Annotated in this window: 16 protein-coding genes and 1 pseudogene; 13 read left to right on the top strand and 4 right to left on the bottom strand. The window is 59.2% G+C overall.

Annotated elements, in window-relative coordinates; genetic code table 11:
- Window positions 1-138: 138 nt before the first annotated feature.
- Complete coding sequence (locus IB238_RS23025) at window positions 139-1,362, top strand: C45 family peptidase (protein ID WP_246723803.1); 1,224 nt, start codon at window positions 139-141, stop codon at window positions 1,360-1,362.
- Here the strand turns inward: IB238_RS23025 and IB238_RS23020 are convergent.
- Window positions 1,359-2,525: a hypothetical protein gene (locus IB238_RS23020; protein ID WP_192252828.1), complete on the bottom strand. Its 1,167-nt coding sequence runs from the start codon at window positions 2,523-2,525 to the stop codon at window positions 1,359-1,361. The genes IB238_RS23025 and IB238_RS23020 overlap by 4 nt on opposite strands.
- 93 nt (window positions 2,526-2,618) lie before the next feature.
- Here IB238_RS23020 and alr point away from each other — a divergent pair, with 93 nt between their 5' ends.
- Genes alr through IB238_RS23005 form a run of 3 tightly spaced genes read left to right on the top strand, consistent with a single transcriptional unit; the run spans window position 2,619 to window position 5,459 of the window.
- A complete protein-coding gene (gene alr / locus IB238_RS23015; RefSeq protein ID WP_192252825.1) occupies window positions 2,619-3,740 on the top strand; it encodes an alanine racemase in 1,122 nt (373 codons plus the stop codon).
- Window positions 3,741-3,743: 3 nt separating this feature from the next.
- On the top strand, window positions 3,744-4,592 hold the full coding sequence (locus IB238_RS23010; protein WP_192252822.1) for a DMT family transporter: 849 nt from the start codon (window positions 3,744-3,746) through the stop codon (window positions 4,590-4,592).
- Window positions 4,593-4,601: 9 nt separating this feature from the next.
- Window positions 4,602-5,459 (top strand): TIGR01459 family HAD-type hydrolase, encoded by an 858-nt coding sequence (locus IB238_RS23005; RefSeq protein ID WP_348648297.1) that lies wholly within the window; start codon window positions 4,602-4,604, stop codon window positions 5,457-5,459.
- Between the two features lie 30 nt (window positions 5,460-5,489).
- Here IB238_RS23005 and IB238_RS23000 read toward each other — a convergent pair whose 3' ends face one another.
- Together IB238_RS23000 and IB238_RS22995 are read right to left on the bottom strand one after the other, a co-directional pair.
- Entirely contained in the window at window positions 5,490-6,287 is a 798-nt protein-coding gene (locus IB238_RS23000) for an IclR family transcriptional regulator (RefSeq protein ID WP_192252816.1), read from the bottom strand.
- A 56-nt stretch (window positions 6,288-6,343) separates the two neighbouring features.
- A complete protein-coding gene (locus IB238_RS22995) occupies window positions 6,344-7,675 on the bottom strand; it encodes an MmgE/PrpD family protein (protein WP_192252813.1) in 1,332 nt (443 codons plus the stop codon).
- A 192-nt stretch (window positions 7,676-7,867) separates the two neighbouring features.
- On the opposite strand from IB238_RS22995, the gene IB238_RS22990 reads away from it, so the two are divergent.
- The 9 genes from IB238_RS22990 to IB238_RS22950 are packed head-to-tail and all read left to right on the top strand — an operon-like array spanning window position 7,868 to window position 15,378.
- Window positions 7,868-8,131: a (2Fe-2S)-binding protein gene (locus tag IB238_RS22990; RefSeq protein ID WP_192252811.1), complete on the top strand. Its 264-nt coding sequence runs from the start codon at window positions 7,868-7,870 to the stop codon at window positions 8,129-8,131.
- On the top strand, window positions 8,128-9,519 hold the full coding sequence (locus tag IB238_RS22985) for an NAD(P)/FAD-dependent oxidoreductase (RefSeq protein ID WP_192252807.1): 1,392 nt from the start codon (window positions 8,128-8,130) through the stop codon (window positions 9,517-9,519). The genes IB238_RS22990 and IB238_RS22985 overlap by 4 nt, the downstream gene beginning before the upstream one ends.
- Window positions 9,506-10,684 (top strand): FAD-dependent oxidoreductase, encoded by a 1,179-nt coding sequence (locus tag IB238_RS22980; protein WP_192252804.1) that lies wholly within the window; start codon window positions 9,506-9,508, stop codon window positions 10,682-10,684. Before IB238_RS22985 ends, IB238_RS22980 begins: the two co-directional genes overlap by 14 nt.
- 5 nt (window positions 10,685-10,689) lie before the next feature.
- Window positions 10,690-11,574 (top strand): ABC transporter substrate-binding protein, encoded by an 885-nt coding sequence (locus tag IB238_RS22975; RefSeq protein ID WP_192252801.1) that lies wholly within the window; start codon window positions 10,690-10,692, stop codon window positions 11,572-11,574.
- A gap of 52 nt (window positions 11,575-11,626) precedes the next feature.
- Window positions 11,627-12,397, top strand: a complete 771-nt coding sequence (locus IB238_RS22970; protein ID WP_192252799.1) for an amino acid ABC transporter ATP-binding protein — start codon at window positions 11,627-11,629, stop codon at window positions 12,395-12,397.
- A complete protein-coding gene (locus IB238_RS22965; protein ID WP_192252797.1) occupies window positions 12,394-13,041 on the top strand; it encodes an amino acid ABC transporter permease in 648 nt (215 codons plus the stop codon). The genes IB238_RS22970 and IB238_RS22965 overlap by 4 nt, the downstream gene beginning before the upstream one ends.
- Before the next feature lies 1 nt (window position 13,042).
- A complete protein-coding gene (locus IB238_RS22960) occupies window positions 13,043-13,759 on the top strand; it encodes an amino acid ABC transporter permease (protein ID WP_192252795.1) in 717 nt (238 codons plus the stop codon).
- Between the two features lie 18 nt (window positions 13,760-13,777).
- Complete coding sequence (locus IB238_RS22955; protein WP_192252793.1) at window positions 13,778-14,773, top strand: dihydroxyacetone kinase subunit DhaK; 996 nt, start codon at window positions 13,778-13,780, stop codon at window positions 14,771-14,773.
- On the top strand, window positions 14,770-15,378 hold the full coding sequence (locus IB238_RS22950; protein ID WP_192252791.1) for a dihydroxyacetone kinase subunit L: 609 nt from the start codon (window positions 14,770-14,772) through the stop codon (window positions 15,376-15,378). The genes IB238_RS22955 and IB238_RS22950 overlap by 4 nt, the downstream gene beginning before the upstream one ends.
- 298 nt (window positions 15,379-15,676) lie before the next feature.
- Here the strand turns inward: IB238_RS22950 and IB238_RS22945 are convergent.
- Window positions 15,677-16,298, bottom strand: a pseudogene (locus IB238_RS22945) (DUF4143 domain-containing protein).
- Window positions 16,299-16,449: the final 151 nt, after the last annotated feature.

Genomic DNA, 16,449 nt, shown 5'->3' with positions numbered 1-16,449 from the left:
TCTGGAGAGAGTGAACGACAATTCGCTTTTCCATTCTTTCTGAAAAGAGCAGCTCTCGATATCCACCTTTTGACAGCAACCTGGTTTCGTTGATCACAAGAGTGAGACATTGCATCCCCCTGCTGGTTACCCTGATGCATGCCCAAGCAGTGTGCAGGGCAAAGCCCCGGCCAAGAACTGTTAAATCTTACAAGGCGAGGCAAGGAGGTCCGTGGCGGTTCTATCCACGGTAGCGCCAAACTTTCATACAGCGACGACTTGCATGCGGATAGACGCCGGCAGCGAAGCATCCATAATGTGGATGCAAGTTTACGACAGGTCTGCAATATGAACACCGGAAGAATGCCTTTTATCACGTTGCGAGGAGATCCCTATTCTCGTGGAAGACAACATGGCGAGGCGTTGGCGACCGCAATCCACGCGTCACTTTCCCGCCTCAAACGATCGTCAACGAACGAGACCTGGAGCCGTGCCGAACGCCTAGCGGGACGTTCCTGGCTGCAGCTTGAAGTGCTAGCGCCGGAAATCGTTGCCGAAATCCGGGGCATCGCCGAGGGCAGCGAAATATCACCGCTCTGCGCCTATCTCCTTTCGGGTTTCGAGTTTTTCGACGCCACGCCGCCCGGAGGCTGCACGACAGTTGCAGTGACGGACGGCAAGAAAGCCGTCGTGGCCCAAAACTGGGATGCCCTACCTGGCACCGAACAAGAACTTGCAATGCTCCTTCACCAGGACAAGGACCATGGTGTTGTAATGGTGGCTTCACCGGGAACGCTTGGTTGGGTGGGCATGAACTGTGCCGGACTAGCCCTCGTTACCAATGATCTCATCGTCGATACCGCCACGCAGGGAGTTCCAAGTCTCGTCGTCCGGCGCCTGCTCCTGCAGGAACAGGACGTTAAAGGGGTGCTCGCGAGGCTGCGCATGACAAATCATCTTTCCGGTCGCTGCTATCTTGTCGGCGACGCCTCCGGGAATGTGTCAGGGTGCGAGATTTCGCCATCGATTGGCTGTGTCCCCCTGACCGGCAACCAGATCGTCCATACCAATCATCCCATCACGCCACCGGTCGCCATCATGGAAGACATCGAAGCGATGGCACGGATATATCCTTCCAGCCGAGAGCGGATGCGCTCGGCAAATAATCTGAGCCTTGAAAGCATCGGTGACATTCACCGCCTCCTACGGAACACGACTGGCGCGCCAGACGCGATCTGCAAAACCGCGTCGGCGCGCGAGCCGACGCAGACAGCATTCTCGGTCGTCTTCGAGTGCAGGGATCGACGTGCTTCGATCTGCCTCGGGCGACCGGATCGTGGCGTCTACCACGCATTTGACTTCGCCCATGAGAGCGCTGCCTAAGCAGAGGCAAGGTTACTCATGCCGAATTGACGAGCATATTCCGCAAATCGGGAGGCAAGCTCAGCAGCTTTCTCCTCGCATTCATCGGGACGGAACGCATGGCATTCATAGCCCATCGCCTCCCTCATGATGTTCGCGGATTCATCCGTAATCCGTACGGTCCCGTCATCATCGACGCTCTCGATCCCGTCAAACCGCTGGCATTGCCGGTTGACTTCGATCGCCTCCTCGAGTGTCAGTCCGCACGGGAGGTCGATCAGTGGGCCCGATCGCGTCATACGGACTGGATAACCGCCGACGAGCCCGAGCGGTCCCGGTCCATGAACGACCTGACCAGAGCCGTCAGCCACCGCATGCAGCATCGCAGTGGCCGACGAGGCGGTAACGGATTGCCCGGCAAGTCCCTTGATGCGGCGAAATCGACCGGCAACAAGCGAAAACAGGCGATCGTGGTCGATTTCAAAAGGGGAAACCTCTTTGCCGTCTGCGTAGATCGTCAGGTGATAGGGAGCTCCGTCGGTGCCTCCTGTGCTTGGCATGCGATAGCTAATGTAGTGGTGGGCGAAAAACCGAACATCAATCGCGGCAGGACTGCGCTTGAGCATGTAGGAGGCGGCAAGACGAATTCCGGGCACTGCATTTGCAATGTTGCCGATGCCCACTGCAGGTGCGAGCCCCTCGGCGGCAAGCGAGGCGTTAACGACATCCGGATAGGATGCATTCACCACCGTCGCACGGCTGTCTGCCAATCTGACCGCCTTCATCAGGCGACGCGTGAGAACCTGGTGCATTGGCGTCCACACACCGCCCCTCGCCATATCCAGACGCTTGTAAGCCTCGGACGGAAGCCTGGTGATGATCCACCAGCTATGAAGGGTGGTGGCATTGAAGATGATGTCGGGATGTAGCCTGTGCAATCGCTCCGCAGTCTGATCGACATCCATCAGGTCTAGAGGCGATATCGAAACCGCCGTTTCCTCGCAACCGAGATTCATCGCGGTGTAGCGCGCCAGATTGATCCGATGCAGGGCCTTTTCAGGCGTCCTCGCCCCGACGACCAAGGCGTAGTCCCGTCTGCTCTGAAGCAGGAAATCAAGGACAGCACCACCGAGTACACCGCTTCCAATAATGAGAATGATTGTCTTCCGCTTCTCCCTGGCCATGACAAGCCCTCCGAGCCTGTGTTAACAATCTCTGGTTGTATTTTGATCGACATTTAGGTACATTGCAAGCACATTCCTTACCTGGGGTTGCGGATGCCGACGCACACTTATCAAAAAAGGGAGCCCGAATTGCAGATCGATCTCTCGGCGATCGCGGCAAACTTCCATCATCTCAGATCACTTGTTGGGTCCAACACCGAAGTCGCAGCGGTAGTCAAAAGCGATGCTTACGGTCTTGGCATGAACCTTGTCGTTCCGGTGCTTCTGGAGGCTGGCTGCCATACGTTCTTTGTCGCAAACCTCCGTGAGGCAATGCAAATCCGAACAAAGCTGGCAAGTTCGGTACAGATAAACATTCTCGCGGGAATCGAAGACAACGCGTTGGACGTCTATCGCACGTATCGGCTTGCACCTGTCTGCGGTCGCTTGGAGGATGCAATCCTTGCCGCTGAAAAGCTTCCAGAGCTCGTTCTAGGCCTTGAGACCGGTTTCTCACGTTTCGGCCTTACATTTGCGCAAGTTCGAGCATTCAAACATAGGGTCCGTCGCGAGCCCGACCTCGCAATCAGTCATCTCGCCTGCGCCGATGACCCAATCGATACCACGAACCGCTTGCAGCGCGACCGCTTCGTCGCGATGTGCCAAATAGTCAATCCACGCAGGCGAAGTCTCGCCGCGTCGGCAGCCGTCTGGCTCGGGCAAAACTATCATTTCAATCTTGTGCGGGCGGGTTCGGCTCTCTTCGGCCTGAACAATGCCGGTGTCGAACCAAATCCGCTCCGCCCCGTCGTGCAACTCTTCGCCAGAATTGCCGAAGTCAGGGCGGTTCATTGCGGTGAAGCCGTCGGTTACGCAGCAAGTTTTCGCGCCACCCGGTCAATGCGAATAGGGATTGTCGCACTGGGCTACGCGCAAGGCCTGCCGTGGTCGGCAGGCAATGTCATTGCAGTCCTGATCGGCGCGCATAAAGCCCCGGTCGTTGGCCGCGTCGCCATGGAATACGTGGCTGTCGATCTCAGCGACGTTCCAGCGAAACTTTGCACCGAAGGACAACTCGTTGAATTCATAGGACCACATTTGCCAATCGAGACAATGGCAAAAGTGGCCCATACCATTCCCCAAGAGCTACTCATCAGGCTTGGAGCGAACTGTCGCCCGACACTACGCCAGCCTTGTCATGACGCCCCTTGGATTTTGGCAGCCACAGGTGGGTAGTCCATGAATGACCGCAAGTCCGGTAGGATTTTTGTCGTTGCCGCTGCCACACTTTGGAGCACCGCGGGCCTGTTCATGGGGCTGCTCGCGTCAATGAACGTCTGGACTATCCTCTTCTGGCGCAGCCTCTTTGGCGCGACATTGGTGTTCGTCGTGGCAACCTTGCTATGGTGCGCGTCTCCCAAACCGCTCTTGCTGGATCGGGCAGTCGTGATCGCAACGCTATTCTCAGCGCTCGGAATGATCGCCTTTGTCCCGGCGCTCCAGCTGACATCCGTCGCCAACGTTGCGATGATCCACGCTTCGCTTCCGCTCGTTGCCGCTATCGCCTCCAGCCTTGTCCTGCGCGAGAGACCCACCCGAACTACTCTTATTTCCTCCGGGTTCATCCTCTTTGGCGCGATTTTGATATTTGCAGGAACAGGGCGTTCCAGCGTCGGTCAACTTGGCAACTTCCTTGCCCTGCTCATGACCCTGTCGATGGCGGCCATGACCGTTTCGCTTCGCGCGAGCCACAGCGGCAATACCCTTTGGATGGTCGGGACATCCAATTCCGTCGCGGCCATCGTGGCCGCGTGGTTTACGCCTGCGATGGGCGTCAGCGTCACAGAGGTTGCGACACTCCTGTGCTTTGCGATTTTTCAGATGGCAGGGGGCCTCGTGCTCTACGGCAAAGGCGCACGACTGCTTCCGAGCAGCGAAGTGGCACTCCTGTCGCTTGTCGAAACGCCCTTGTCCCCGCTCTGGGTCTGGTTGTTCTTCGACCAACATCCCTCAACGCCAAGCATGCTCGGCGGCACCGTCATCATCGTTGCGATCGCCGCCCATCTTCTGCAGCAGCGATCCCGATAAAGCTTGGAGGTGGTGAGCCTTTACGATATCGTAGAGGGCTATCAAGCGATCATTCTTGACCTGTTCGGAACAATCCATGACGGCATAACGCCATTGGATGGCGCCGTCGACGCTCTTCATGAGCTGCGAAGGCGGGACATTGCGGTTTGCCTGTTGTCCAATTCCCCGCGACGGAGCAAGGAGGTTGCGATGCGGCTTGCCCAAATGGGTTTCACGTCGGATCTCTATAGCGGCCTTGTGACATCTGGCGAACTTGTCTTTGAGGCGTTGAGCTTGGAAACGGGTCGCGACAATCTCGGCGATCGCTACCTACACGTTGGTCCAGCAGAACTCGCCAACCTCCTTGCGGGCTCCGGCCGAACGTCGGCTGGGTCGATCGATGAAGCGAGCTTTATGCTTGCAACCGGAATGACAGAGCCACCGGAAGAACTCGAACGGGTTCTTGGCCAGTCTCGTGCGAGGGGCCTGCCCATGGTGTGCGCCAATCCGGATCGAACCGTCCTCATCGGAGACAAGCTGATCGAATGCGCCGGCGGCGTTGCCAGACGATATGAACTCCTCGGCGGAGCCGTCCTCTACCACGGCAAGCCGTTCCAGCCAGCCTATGCGCATGCCCTTCACCTACTCGGTGTGCCTGCACATGTGGTTCTTGCGATCGGAGACAGCCTTGAGACGGACGTGGCCGGCGCAAACAGAGCGGGAATCGATGCAGCGCTCGTGCTGACGGGCCTGCACAAGGATACGCTTCGACAACAAAACCTCGCATGTGAGCGACTGCATCAATTGTGCTTGGATAACAACGTTTCCCCGAAGTTGGTACTGCCCGCATTTTCCTGGAATTTGAAAGGCCGCGGCGGACCGGTCTGAGGTTGCCCTTTGCTATGTACCGGCTGACGACTATCCGACACGCAGCTCATCCAAGGGGTTGAGAGATGCCTCGATCTTTCGAACTTCGCCTTTCAGCATCTCGACCAAGTGGGGAAGACGTTCGTCCGTCAAGCGCGCGCTTGTCAGGTTTATAGCGATTGCGGCCACCGCGTCCCGACCAGGCGGCAGGATCGGCACTGCGATCGCAGATATCCCAGCCACCAGCGCGCCCCGATCAATCGCATAGCCGCTTTGGCGGATCTCGCCCAAAGCGTCCTTGACCTTCTTTTCAGTCAGTCCGCCATATTGCTTGTACAAAGGCGCGTTTGTCGTCATGACGACCTCGGCTTCCGTTGGGGGCAAGAATGCAAGGATCGCCTGGCTCGCCGGCCCGACGCCCATTGGAATCTGTCCTCCAGTATGGCCCGTCAGGCTGTCTATGATGTACGTCCCCTGCTGGCGGTCGACGCAGACGGTATTGAACCCGGCTCGTGCCATTAAGAAGACTGAATCTCCTGTGTTGGCAGAAAGTCGCACAAGGGCAGGGCGTGCAACTGTCCTCAAGCCTGTACCGTCGGCTGCCGCAGCGCCCATGGCAAACAAGGCAAGCCCAAGACGGTAGCGTTTCGTTTCACGCTCCCGGTCAACCAGACCATGGCGCTCCATCGCCGTCACAATTCGATGCGCCGTCGATTGTTTTAACCCCATGGCCTCGCCAATCATGGCCATTGTCGCACCGCGCTGACCAACATCACCCAAGAACTTCAAGATCGCGACCGCTCTGTCGAGCAGCTGTGTGCCTGTCGCCGCGATCTCGTCCTTTGCCATTTCAACCCCATCCGTCTGTCGAGCACTCTTTGTCAGATGGCAGCTTTGTAGAATGACTATGACGGGTTGCAAAGGGCATCGAACAGCGGCCTGGTCGGCCCGTCGTCCAAAAGAGCGTGTACGGCGTCGGCGACCGCTTTCGATTGGGTTTGCGATAGTGGCCCACCCGAGGTCAGCGCTGCAAACTTATCTTTGAGTTCCTGGTCGCTCATCGGATTTCCGGGATCACCTTTCGGATGCACGATCTCCAGTGTCACCGGCTTTCCCGCGACGATCAGGGTCACCCTGGCTGGCGTGGTCGCGGGAAACGATCCGGCATAGAGAGGGCTGGCGACAATCCGAATTTTCGAAGCAAGAGCGAGCACCTCTTCGTCGCCAAGACTTTCATGCTTGAGCGGCATCAGCGCCGCCGCCCCACGAACAAGGGCAACGGAAGTGCAGAACGGAATGCTATATTGCGCAGCCTCGCTGGAAACAGGGGCCGCCTGGTTCGGCAAAGACAGCGCACGGGCGAATGTCTCGATGACGACTTCGTCGATCTCAAGAACCGAAACCCCGAGACGCTCCTTTAATTGGACCGCCGCATCGATCGCAGCATGAGCCCATCGGCAGCAGCTGTAGCGCTTGAAATAGGCATGCTCGATAGCCCAGGCATCTCCCAGTCCCGAAAGTAGCTGCCTTTGGTCGTAGAGCGATTCCTCGTCAAGCATGTCGAGCGGACCTGTATGCCCGGCGGCTGCGAGAAAGGCCGACTGAAGTCCATTCGCGGTTGCCCAGGGAATGCCCTCCTTGACCGTGTGCCCAAGACGGGTCCAGCCCGTTCCGAACTGGCCGGTCGCTGTCTGACCGGCGATGGCCATGGCATGGGCAGCTACGTCCTCAGACAACTGCATGAGCCAGCCTGCGGCGGCGGCCACGCCATAACCACACCAAAGACCGGTGTCGGTGGTTCTAAGGCCATCGATGTCGCGCGAAGCAGCCGCACGAACCGCCACCTCGTATCCGATCGCGATTGCCGACAGCATCTTGTGACCCGATATCACCTGATTTTCGCTCAATGCCAGAACCGCAGGGACGATTGCGGCAGCGGGATGGCCCGCCGCCGCCCGATGGCCGTCGTCCAGGTCAAGGCTTGAGGCATAGGTCGAGTTGACGAAAGCTGCGCCGGATGGCGTCAGCCGCTTCGCGGAGAACCAGATCGTTGATGGGCCGGAGCCCCAGATTTTGTGCGCTGCATCGAGCGACGCCATACCGGCTGGTGTTCCCGCTCCGCTTGCAGCAACCCCGAGCGTATCGAGCAGCGCCCTGCACGCGGCATCGCGCTGCTTACGCGGCACCTCGGTAGTCGAACGTGTGAAAGCTGCAAGCTGACTGATGGCATTCGGCATAAGAATCCTTTCGACTACTACCCCAGGTCGTCGAGAACTTTCGAACACCTGTAGCTAGAGTTTCCATATTATGGGTGATTCATCATTTGACATCCATATTATGGCTCACTAGCCTGCAACTATCAACTGTGCGAAGGAGCCAGCGAGTTGCAGCGACAACAATCGAAAGGACCGGGACGGCTGGACCGCTCAATGTCACCTCAGGTTGAGTTGATGGTCGATGGGCGGAGAATTTCGGCACATCAGGGCGAGACCGTGCTGACTGCCCTCAATGCCGAGTTCGGCCACATCCGCGACTTCGAGTTTCGTGACGAGAAGCGAGCTGGGTTCTGCTACATGGGTGCCTGCCAGGATTGCTGGCTTTGGACCGACTCTGGAGAACGCATCCGTGCGTGCTCCAGCCTGGTCGAAGACGGTATGTGCCTGTCCACCGCCGCTTCGGGACTAAGCCGATGACGGCCGAACCGCCAATCGTCGTGGTCGGTGCCGGACCTGCGGGCGTCAGCGCGGCACGGACACTGGTGGATGCCGGGCACAGACCAATCCTCGTCGACGAAGGAATGTTTCCAGGCGGCCAGGTCTTTCGTCGCCCACCGTCACCACTGCAGCAAAGCGACAAAAAGCTCTACGGTTTCGACGCCCGCCGCGCCCGGCGCCTTCACGACAATTTTTCCGCACTGTTGCCTTCGATCATTTACCACGCCGAAACAATGGTTTGGGCGGTTGAGCCCGGCCTCCTTCATCTGGCGCGTGGCGACAAGGCGATATGTCAGCCGTGGAAGAGGCTCATTCTCGCGACCGGCGCCATGGACCGCATCGTCCCGACGAAAGGTTGGACGGCCCCCGGCGTCGTCACTCTGGGTGCAGCGCAGATCGCGCTCAAGGCACAGGCCTCGATCATTGGAAAAAGCGTCATCTTTCTAGGTAGCGGTCCGTTGCTCTACCTGGTGGCCTACCAATACGCCCGCGCGGGTGCACGCGTTGTTGCAGTGTTGGAAGCCGGGCGACCCTTCCGTCGCTTTTCCGACCTACCGGCAATAGCGTCCGGAGGAGCGACCTTCGCAGGAGGCGTCTTCTATATTGCCTGGCTCAAAGCACATGGCGTGCCGATCAAGACGGGCATCGAGCCGCTTGAGATCCTGCATGGATCCGATGGCAGAACCAGCGGATTGCGTTACCGCAGGAAGGGGCAGGGGCGTGAGACCATCTTGTCCTGCGACGCGCTTGCGATCGGCTATGGCCTGAAATCGGAGACGCAACTCGCAGATCTTCTTGGGGTCGACTTTCATTTCGACCCGCAACAGCGCCAGTGGTTGCCGACAACAGATCTTGATGGTCGCAGCTGCGTTGATGGTGTCTACCTTGCCGGTGACGGGGTCTCGGTCCGTGGAAACCAGATTGCCGCCATTGCCGGTGAGCTCGCAGCACTTGCGCTATTGTCGGACATGGATGGTTCTGAGGCGCCGCAAGCCGGAGCGCTACGTCGGGAAATCAGGCGGGCGCGGCGGTTTCGAAAAGCCTTGGACTCGGTTTTTGCCTTTCCCACCGATCAACTGAAAACCCTTCCGGATGAAGCTCTCATTTGTCGCTGCGAAGGACTGACTGCGGGGGCTGTGCGCCAGGTCGTGGAACTGTCCGGAGAAAGCGACATCAATCGCGTGAAGGCATTTTCACGGCTTGGCATGGGACGCTGTCAGGGCCGCGTCTGCGGTCCGGCTGCCGCCGAACTGATCGCAGCTGCGGCATCGACCGATATCCTTCACGTTGGCAGGCTTCGAGGTCAGGCGCCGTTGAAGCCCATCGCCCTTGCAACGCTGGCAGGAGGCCGCGATGACGGTATTTGACCTTGCCATCATCGGCGGCGGACTCGCAGGCTGTTCGACGGCGTTGCACGCGAGGAAGAAGGGGGCTTCCGTCATCCTTCTCGAGCGCGGCCGATGCGGCGGGCAGGCGAGCGGCGTCAATTATGGCGGGGTGCGCCAGCAAGGTCGCCACCCCGCGGAGCTGCCGCTCGCAACGCGCAGTCGAGGAATATGGGGCAGGCTCCACGCCCTTGTCGGCTGCGACTGCGAATTCGTCGCGACAGGTCATCTTAAACTCGCCCGAAACGACAGGGACATGGTCGATCTGGTCGCCCATCAAGCCGTCGCTGCGGATCACGGCATCGCCATTGAACTTCTCGACGGGGCCGATTTGCGCCGCCGCTTTCCTTACATTGGCGACCGCTTTTACGGCGCCTCTCTTTGCGCTGATGACGGACAGGCAAACCCACGGTTAGCCGCCCCTGCATTTGCGCGCGCAGCCCGGCAACTGGGCGCCGATGTACGGGAAGAATGCCCAGTCGAACGCGCGGTCCCGTCGCCGCTCGGGTTCGAAATCTATGTCACCGGCCAAGATACGCCGATCCGTGCCCATCGCCTGGTCAACACTGCCGGAGCTTGGGGCGCCAATGTCGCTAGATGGTTTGGCGACTCCGTCCACGAAGACGTGATGGCGCCGAACATGTGCGTCACAGAACCGATCGCCCCGCTGATCGGTCCCAATCTCGGCATCTGTGGCGGCGGAATTTACATCAGGCAGGCGAGCGGACACGGAAGCGTCATCTTCGGGTCGGGCGTTGGAATCGCCGATAGGGACGCCCTACGGGCAAGGCCACTTGCGGCAGTGACCATGGACGCGGCCAAGGCGGCGATCGACATGGTGCCCGCGCTCGCGAATGTTCTTGTCGTTCGCAGCTGGACCGGCATCGAGGGCCGGATGCCTGACAATTTGCCTGTCGTCGGCCCCAGTCCCACGATCGCCAACCTCTACCATGCCTTTGGGTTTTCCGGGCACGGCTTTCAACTCGGACCCGCTGTCGGGGCAGTCCTGGCCGAGCTTGCCATCGACGGCCGATCGCCGACCTGCCTTGCAGGACTATCCATGACCCGGTTCGCCGGGGTGCCAGATCCGGTGGCGACAACCTTACCGCCGGCCAATTGCAGTCAACACAAAGAGGAAGGGGAATGACAACGATGAGAAATAAACTGATGCTGATGATCGGTGGCACGATCGCTTTGCTGGCTGGGCTCAATCCAGCATTATCGCCCGCGGCAGACACGTCGAAGTACAAGCTTGTCGAGCCTGGCATGCTTTCGGTCGCAATCACAGGCGACATGCCGGGACTTGTGGTGCGTGATGGCAAGCTTGTCGGCTATGACGGCGAGATTCTGCAGATTGCGGCTGATCGCCTCGGCCTTTCGGTGAAGCCTGTACCGATGGAATGGTCGGGAGCGATTGCCGCTGTCCAGACAGGCCGCGTCGACATCATCGGCGGCAACGTGGCCTGGACCGAGCAACGGGCCGACGCCTTGTCCCTGACCGATCCAACCGGATATTTCCAGAACGGCATAACGGCAAAGCGGGAAACCGGCTGGCATGTACTGTCCGATCTTGAAGACAAGAAGGTCGGCTCGATCACGGGCTTTTCATTTCTGCCCGAGCTTCGGCGCATTTCCGGTCTGGAGCTGGCTTTGTACGACAGCTCGGATGCGGCAATGCGAGACCTGACCACCGGTCGCATCCAGGCGCTGGTCGGAGACCCACCGGTCATCGATTATGCAATCTCCAAAAATCCTGGCTGGGGGCTCAGCAATCTGCCCTTCACCGACAACAACCCCGAGTTTCCGCTCCTGACAGGTGTCGGCCGGCAGTACGTCTTCGGCCTGTCAAAGGAAAACAAGGATCTGGCCGATGCGCTGAGCGCCGAGATCCGCAAGCTCTGGCAAACCTGCGAGGTCAAGGTCATTGGCCGGAAGTACGGGAATGTCAGCGAGGCGAACTACGCACCTTCGCCGAAGAATTTTCGAGCCGGAGTCGACCGCCCGGAAACCTGGAAGCCGCCCGTCTGCGGACAATAACCGCTCATGCGACCGGTTCGCCGGTCGCACCCAATCCCGCGTGGAGGCCGTCATGCCTGACAACACACTTCTCACTGTTCAAAAGCTCACCAAATGCTACGGCAACCTCGCAGTCCTCAAGGATGTCTCATTTGCGCTCCGGCGTGGCGAGCGCATCGCATTGATCGGTCCAAGCGGTTCCGGAAAATCCACCTGCCTGCGCGCGATAAACTTTCTCGATCCCCCGACAAGCGGGGAGATCAGGCTCGACGGACAGTTGGTCGGCCGGCACCAGAGTGGCCGCCAGCTCACCGATGCTGAGCTGGCGCCCCAACGTGCAGAAATTGGCATGGTGTTTCAGCACTTCCATCTCTGGCCTCACCTCGATGTACGAGCAAACGTGGCACTTCAGCCCAGAAAGGTGCGGGGACTAAGCGCAGCCGCCGCCGGCGAACTGGCCGACGAGTTGCTCGCAAAGGTTCACCTCTCGCACAAGGCTCGGGAGTTTCCGGGCCGGCTTTCGGGCGGGCAGCAACAACGGGTCGCGATTGCACGGGCGCTCGCGCAACGCCCCAAGCTTCTGCTCTTTGACGAGCCGACGTCCGCGCTCGACCCCGAGCTTGTCGGAGAGGTGCTGAATGTCATCAAGGAACTTGCTCGCGAAGGACGTGCCATGGTGCTCGTCACACACGAGATCGCCTTTGCGCGCGAAGTCGCCGATCGCATCCTGTTCATGGATGGTGGGACTGTGGTCGAGGAAGGCCCGGCACGGGAACTCCTTGACCGGCCGAAAGAGCCGAGGCTTCAGCGCTTCCTCTCTAGCCTGTCGGAGAACCGCGCATGAACGCCCTTCTCTTTGAACGAATTTTCCATGCGCTGCTGTCGGGAGCCGTCGTCACCGTTCAGGTGAGCGCCGGCGCACTGACAATGGCGCTCTTGATCGGCTTGGTACTGGCCACGATCGAACATCGGACGGTCAACCGTTTGGCGGTCGTTTCAATCCGTATCTATGTCGAACTGCTCCGGAACGTTCCAAGCCTCACCTTCCTTTTTCTACTCTACTTCGGGTTAGCCGCCACCGGGGTGCGATTGTCATCGATGACCGTGGCGGTGGTGGGTCTTGGAATGATTGGCGGCGCCGTGCTCGTCGATATCTTTCTGGCGGGTTTTCGGTCAGTGCCGAAGGGTCAGAGCGAGGCTGCGGCGGCTATCGGCCTGTCACCCCTTGTGGCTTTCCGCCTGGTGATATTGCCCCAGGGTTTGCGGCTGTCGTTGCCTCCGCTCGGGAACTATGCCGTAGGCCTCGTCAAGGATACCTCCCTCGTTGCTGCCATTGCCGCTCCGGAAGTGATGTTCAATGCACGGCAGATCGTGAACGAGACATTCGCGACCGCCTGGGTCTACTGCGCAGCGGCATTTCTCTACCTCGCACTCACCTTCGTTGTGGGCCAAATGTTCGCGCTGGCCGAACGCCGGCTGGAGTATTGATATGCTCTTTCTGCAGACAATATACGCCAATCTCGCCGATTGGGGGCCACGCCTGCTGGACGCGCTTTGGACAAGCCTGGCGTTGACCGTGGTAGCGTTCTGTCTGGCGTTCCTGATCGGATTGATCATCGAGTACCTTCGGACTCGCCGCACGGCACTTGTGCGCGCCATTGCCAAATCTTATGTCGTCCTGGCCCGTGGCGTGCCAGTCCTTGTCATCCTCTATCTTCTGTACTTCGGATTGCCAGGCGCAGGCATTGTCCTGGACGCCTTTGCGGCCGGGACCCTGGGACTTGCACTCGTCTACGGCGCATTCCTGTCTGAAGTGTTCAGAGCGGGTCTGGCCGTCATCGCGCCCGGCCAACGCGAGGCAGCCCTCGCGGTTGGTCTCACGCCAGTCCAGGCGTTCCGCCTCGTACTGCTCCCGCAGGCAATCCGCCACATGCTGGCGCCGCTCCTTGTCAACCTTATCTCGCTTCTCAAGGACAGTTCGATCTGTGCGCTGATCGCCGTCCCCGAGCTCACCCTGATTTCGCGCGCTATCATGTCGGAAAGCTTTTTACCGCTTCACGTTTTTGCGCTGACTGCGGGTCTGTACTTCACGATCGCCTGGTCTGCTTCGCTGGCCGTGCGGGTCCTTGAGAGGGGCCTGGCATCGAGAGGAAGGCAATCCAAGTGTGGCAAAGCGGCAGAAACGCTGGCTACACAAGCAATTTGAGCACCAAAGGAGGAAATCTTGAAAAAATTTATGAACAACCCTTCGAATTATGTCGACGAGAGCCTTTCAGGATTGGTCGCAGCCCATCCCGACCTGGTACGGGCAGGCCAGACCGGGCGAACTATCGTGCGGCGCAACGGCGCAAGGCGGGGCAAGGTCGGCATCGCCACCGGTGGCGGATCTGGCCATTTGCCCCTCTTCTGCGGCTACATCGGCCATGGACTGCTTGACAGCTGTGCTGTGGGCAACGTTTTCGAAGGCCCCACACTACAGTCTTGCGTCGACGCGATCGATATGGCGGATGGCGGCGCCGGCGTCTTGCTCCTCTATGGAAACTACGGGGGCGATCGAATGAATTTCGAGATGGCCGCAAAAATGGCAAGTGTTGCAGCAGTGCGCAGTGTACTGGGTACAGACGACGTCGCTAGTGCCCCGCGGCAGGAACGTCAAAAGCGGCGCGGCGTTGCCGGTCTTGTACTCGCCTTCAAGTCCGCAGGCGCTGCAGCAGAAGCGGGCGCTTGCCTTGATGACGTCGCTCGGATTGCCGAGAAGACTATTGCCTCAACATATTCGATTGGGCTTGCCTGGTCCGGGTGCCGACTGCCGGCTGCCGAGGCGCCCCTTGCAAACATGGGGTCCAACGAAGTCGAACTTGGGATTGGTATTCACGGGGAGCCCGGAATCTGGCGAAAGCCGATGGGACCGGCCGATGCTCTGGTGGACGAAATGGTCGAAAGGCTGGTTGACGACCGAGGGACCCAGGGTGAGGGCGACAGAGCCATTCTCCTCGTCAACAATCTCGGTGCGACCCCGGTGGACGAGCTCTACATCGCTGTGCGGAGGGCACATGAGGTCCTGACAGCGAGAAGGATCACAATTGCTCATTCCTTCGTCGGATCCTTTGCGACATCGATGGAAATGGCCGGGCTGTCGATCAGCATCTGCTTTGTCGATCGGGAAACCGAACCGCTGTTCATCGCGCCGGCGGCATCGCCTTTCTGGAGGGTTCAATGATGGTAACAAGCCAAGACATCGTTGTCATAGCAAGCCGCTGCGCGGCTGCGGCACGCTCTATGGAATCGGACTTGAATTTGGCCGACAGTCGTCTTGGCGATGGCGACACCGGAACCATGCTCGCGCGCCTGTTGACCGCGGTCGAAGCAACCACTGCATGCGGTAACCTGGGCGAGACGTTCAGAGCGATGGCTAAGGCTGCTTCGGGCAGCACGGGTTCCAGCCTCGGAACACTTGTCAGCGCTGCGCTACTAGCGATGGGACGCTGCTGTGGCGATCGCGCGAGCCTGCCACTGACCGATCTGTCGATCATTCTGAAAACCGCGCGCGACGAGATGCTTTCATTGGGGCGTTCGGAACTGGGCGATAAGACGATCATAGACGGCCTTGATGCGATCGCAATTTCAGTCGAAGCCTGTACATCGCCGAGTGAAATCGCATCTGCTGCAATGTCGGCGGCGCAAGATGCGATTCAGGAATTCAGAGGCAGGCCATGCCGGGTCGGCCGGGCCCGCTTGTGGCCCGAAAGAAGCATGGAACTTGACGATCCTGGAATGCTGGCACTTGCAGCGATCGTCCGGACGGTTGGCACCAAAGATAGTTGAGTGTCTCGGCTTGTGATGAAGTAGAGGGATGTGACCGGTGCGCCTATAGGGAGCGGGGCCGGGCGGTGGCAAAGCGCGGCACGTACTTGGGCGGGAGTTCAATCATCAAGGTGGATGTACCGAGGAGGAAACCCAAGAAGTTTATTGTCATCGGCGCCCCTTGAACAGGCGACCAGGCCTTCAAGGCCAAACCACCGCCTATGTTCCCTATACCGCCAATCAAACCAAAGAAGCGCAAGCCCTAGTCGGACTGCCGTACCGCCGGGTGACGATACGCGCGATCCGACGTATTCGATGCCTACATCAACCACAGTGATGCCAACGGAGCGGCCTGCAGGCGCTCCCCAAAGGGAATGATGCGGTCATGATCATGCAGGACGAGGCCACGCACGAAGCGATCACCCACAGCGTCCTGTAGCTGACGTAACCCGCGAAAATCATCTGGCCTTACAGTCGCGGAAGCCTTTACCTCGATGCCAATGATCCGGCCGCGTCGATCTTCGATCACGACATCGACTTCATCGCGATCCTTTGTTCTGTAGTGTGAGAACGAAATACGCCTTTCGGACCAGGATGCTAGCTTCATAAGCTCCGAGACGACAAAACTTTCCAGCAGCGCACCGAACCGGGCTTTGTTCAGATAGCCGGGCCAACTCATCCTCATGCAATGTGGCGAGCAGTCCGGTGTCGATGAAATGAAGTTTTGGCGTTTTGACGAGCCGACTGAGCCGATTGTTCGACCATGGGGCCAGGGTTTTCACCAGAAACAGGCGTTCGAGGATGGCGATGTACTTCTGGGTCGTCACTCCGGACAATCCTTCGAAGCTGCTATTGTTGGTCAGCTGCCCCGCATGCTCGGCCAGTATGTTGAGAAGGCGGGGCAAACGATCGAGTTGATCAATGTTCGCGATGTCCCGCACGTCGCGAACCAGTATCAGACTGACATAATCCTCGAGCCATGCGACGCGTCTGGCCAAAGAAGCTCGCCTCAGACTTCCGGATAGCCGCCGGCGAGAACGACGTTCATCATGTCTTTGCCCAGGACAACCTCATCTTCGATCGCCGGTTCTA

It is taken from the genome of Rhizobium sp. ARZ01 (assembly GCF_014851675.1).
Classification (GTDB): Bacteria; Pseudomonadota; Alphaproteobacteria; order Rhizobiales; family Rhizobiaceae; genus Mycoplana.
Note: the sequence above shows the minus strand (reverse complement) of the source record. Positions and strands in the feature narration are given on the sequence as shown.